The organism is bacterium (assembly GCA_024228115.1).
Classification (GTDB): domain Bacteria; phylum Myxococcota_A; class UBA9160; order UBA9160; family UBA6930.
This window is the reverse complement of the sequence record JAAETT010000190.1, coordinates 1-3,831: the sequence shown is the minus strand read 5'-3', so window position 1 is coordinate 3,831 and position 3,831 is coordinate 1. Positions and strand designations below refer to the sequence as shown.

Here is a 3,831-nt window from a genome sequence, read left to right as displayed (position 1 = left end):
GGGTGGCGCGACATCGAGAAGCTCGTCCGAGCTCTCACCGTGTCCGAAACCAGCGAAGAGGCGACTGCAAAGCGCGTCGCCTAGGATTCAAACCGGAGCCGCCGCTCAGAGAAGATCAACAGCGGACGGGACATCCCCTCCAGACTCGGAGGAAACGCTACGAACGTCTGGCATCTCGACGAGTTCGATTGGCTGAGCCAGCTTTCGGAAGAGGACCGCGCCCAGCTGGAGGAGCGCGCTCGCGTCGAGACCTTTTCCGCCGGGGAGACCGTATTTCGGCCCAGCACCGAGCCCCGTTCGGTCTACCTGCTTCAGTCCGGGCGGGTTCGTATCTTTCGCATCGCCTCACACGGCGCCGAGACGACCTTCGGCTACGTGCTGGCCGGCGAAGTCTTCGGAGAGCTGGCGGTGGTCACCGGCCATGAACGCGAGAGCCATGCGGAAGCCGTCGAGGAATCGATCGTCTGGAAGCTGCCGATCGACGTCTTCCGCAATCTTCTCGGGTCACGACTGGACGTGGCAGCCGAGGTGGTGCGACAGGTGGGCAGCCGCATGAAGGATATCGAGCGTCGGGTGGAGGGTCTGGTCTTCGACGATGCCGCGAAGCGCCTCGGCCGGATCCTGCTGGAGCTGGCCGATCATTTTGGCGGCGTGCACGAGGACGGAATCCACATCGAGAGTGCCTTTACCCAGACCGAGCTGGCCAACCTGGTGGGTTGCAGCCGCCAGACCGTGAATCAATCGCTCGGTGAGCTGACCGAACGCCGCCTCGCGCGGATCGAAAAGCGCCGAATCGTGCTGCCCGAGCCCGAGCGGCTTCGCGCGGAGGTTGCCGCGGGGAGTTCACCCGAGCCCGACTGAGGCCGACGGCCTGGCCTTGACTATTGATCGAGCGCTGCGTGTGCCGCGGCCAACCTCGCGATCGGCACGCGGAAGGGCGAGCACGAGACGTAGTCGAGACCGAGCCGATGACAGAGCGCGATGCTCTCCGGGTCACCGCCATGCTCGCCGCAGATCCCCAGCCCGAGATCCGGCCGGACGGCGCGGCCTCTCTCGACTGCGATCTCGATCAACCGCCCGACGCCCTCCGCATCGATCGTGGCGAAGGGATTGCGCGGCAGGATCCCACTGCGGATATAGGCCATCAAGAAGCCGGCCTCGGCATCGTCGCGGGAGATGCCGCAGGTCGTCTGGGTGAGATCGTTCGTCCCGAACGAAAAGAACTGTGCACGGCCGGCCAGCTCGTCTGCGGTCAATGCGGCGCGCGGCACCTCGATCATCGTCCCAAACTTGTACGGGATCTGCAGACCCTGCTCCTCCATGACGGTACTTGCTTCTTCCTCGAGGGCCTCCTGCTGTACCTCGAGTTCACGAATGTGGTGCGTGAGCGGGATCATGATCTCGGGCTCGATCGCGACGCCCTCACGGGTCACCAGGCAGGCCGCCTCGAAGACCGCCCGCACCTGCATCCGGGTCAACTCCGGAATCTGGATGCCGAGCCGCACGCCACGGGTACCCAGCATCGGATTGGCCTCGCGCAATGCCTCCACCCGTTCGAGGAAGTCCTGCTTGGTGCGGATCTCCTCGAGGGCGTGATCGATCTCGCTCATCGTGTGGTGGTGCTGGAGCTGGACCTTCAGGTCGGCCAGATCCTGGATGAGCTCGTCGTAGGCGGGCAGGAATTCGTGGAGTGGCGGGTCGAGCAGCCGGATGACGACGGGCAGACCGCTCATCGCCCGGAAGAGACCGGCGAAGTCCTCGCGCTGCATGGGCAGCAGCTCACCGATGGCATCACATCGCTCGCTCGCGGTCTTCGCGAGGATCATCCGCTGCACAATCGGCAAGCGACTCGTCTCGAAGAACATGTGCTCCGTGCGGCACAAACCGATGCCCGCCGCACCATACTCCCTCGCTCGTTTCGCATCCTGCGGGTAGTCGGCATTCGCGCGCACTCCCAATCGGCGAAACTCGTCGGCCCACTCCAAGATCTTCAGCAGGAAGGGATTCTTGAGATCAGGAACGACGGTGGACAGCTCGCCCCCGTAGATGTGGCCGTTGGTTCCATCGATGGACAACCAATCGCCCTCGCGAATGACCAGATCGCCCGCGCGCAACTCACGCTCCTCCAACTCGAGCACGAGATCCTCCGCCCCAACCACCGCCGGCTTTCCGAACTGCCGGGCGACGAGCGCGGCGTGGCTGGTGCGTCCACCTTTCAGGGTCACGATCCCCTTGGAGGCCAGCATCCCGTGCACATCGTCGGGCTTGGTCTCGGGACGAACCATGATGACGTCCCGGCCGTCCGCAGCCCAACGCTCCGCCGTGTCGGCGTCGAAAGCCACCACGCCGACGGCCGCTCCCGGAGAGACGTTCAGCCCGTCGGCGATCGGCTTGCTCTCACGCTGCGCCGCCGGATCGAGCTGGGGATGCAAGAAGAAGTCGACCTGCTCAGGCTTCACCCTGCGCACGGCCTCTTCCCGCGAGATGAGACCTTCCCCAGCCATGTCGGCTGCGATGCGCACCTCGGCCTGGGCGGTACGCTTGCCGTCGCGGGTCTGCAGCAGCCAGAGCTTCCCGCGTTCGACGGTGAACTCCATGTCCTGCATGTTGCAGTAGTGCGCCTCGAGCTTGCGGGCGATCGCCGCGAACTCCGCGTAGATGTCGGGCATCACCGTCTCCAGCTCCTCGAGAGGCTGGGTCTTGCGAATCCCTGCCACGACGTCCTCCCCCTGTGCGTTGACCAGGAAGTCACCCTCGAGCTCCGGCTCGCCGGTCGACGCATTGCGCGACATCGAGACTCCAGTTGCGCAATCGTCGCCCATGTTGCCGAAGACCATCGCCTGGACGTTCACAGCCGTACCGAGATCGTGCGGAATGCGTGCGGCATTCCGGTAGTCGATCGCACGCTTGCCGTTCCACGATTTGAAGACGGCCTCGGTCGCGAGGCGTAGCTGTTCAAACGGGTCCTCGGGGAACCCGGAACCCGAATCTGTGCGAACGATCTCCCGGAAACGCTCCGTCACGGCCTTCCAGTCTTCGGCCAGGAGTTGTGCATCCTCGACAACGCCCCGCTGCTCCCTTGCCCGGGTGATCACGGATTCGAAAAGCTCGTCGGGAACACCTTGGACCACGTTGCCGAACATCTGGACGAGGCGCCGATACGAATCGTAGACAAAGCGCGCATCCCCGGTGAGATGAACCATGCCCTCGGCCACCTCGTCGTTGAGGCCGACGTTGAGAATCGTGTCCATCATGCCAGGCATCGAGAACTTGGCACCCGATCGGCACGAAACGAGGAGTGGCCTCTCCGGGTCACCCAGCCGACGCGCGGCCATGCTCTCGATCTCGGAGATCGCCTGGAGCGCTTCCTCCCACATGTCGTCCGGAAAGCCCTCGCCCGCCGCAAGGAAGGCATTGCAACCCTCCGTGCTGACCGTGAAACCTGGCGGCACGGGAATGCCGAGGCGGGTCATCTCTGCGAGGTTGGCCCCCTTCCCACCTAGCATGCCACGCACCTTCTCCCGGTCATTGCCGATTCGACTCTCGAGCTCATCGAGCTCGTTGAAGAGAAAGACGTAGGACCGTTCGTGATTCGCCATCGCTCTATTCCTCTCGCATTCGACCCGGGACACATGCCCCCTCGGCATGCGCACGACTCCAGGCGCGAACGATAGGTCATTGGTCCCCGGTTTAGCCTGAACTATGCACGAAAGTTGGCTGAGAACCTGGCTTTCCACGGTTTCGGCGTGCCGCGCGGCGATTGACGCTGACGGATTTCGTTTTGGGTGGTCGATGCCCATTCCGTGGCGAGAATTTGGGGCGTGCCTCGGC

Annotated in this window: 2 protein-coding genes; one reads left to right on the top strand and one right to left on the bottom strand. The window is 64.1% G+C overall.

What is annotated here, in order from left to right:
* Window positions 1–375 precede the first annotated feature (375 nt).
* Window positions 376–861, top strand: a complete 486-nt coding sequence (locus tag GY937_09355; GenBank protein ID MCP5056914.1) for a Crp/Fnr family transcriptional regulator — start codon at window positions 376–378, stop codon at window positions 859–861.
* A 20-nt stretch (window positions 862–881) separates the two neighbouring features.
* On the opposite strand, the gene GY937_09350 is transcribed toward GY937_09355, so the two are convergent.
* Window positions 882–3,599: a pyruvate, phosphate dikinase gene (locus tag GY937_09350; GenBank protein ID MCP5056913.1), complete on the bottom strand. Its 2,718-nt coding sequence runs from the start codon at window positions 3,597–3,599 to the stop codon at window positions 882–884.
* Between the last annotated feature and the right edge of the window lie 232 nt (window positions 3,600–3,831).

Coding starts and splice junctions, on each gene's coding strand:
- GY937_09350 (MCP5056913.1), bottom strand. CDS start 3,599: ATGGCGAATCACGAACGGTCCTACGTCTTTCTCTTCAACGAGCTCGAT.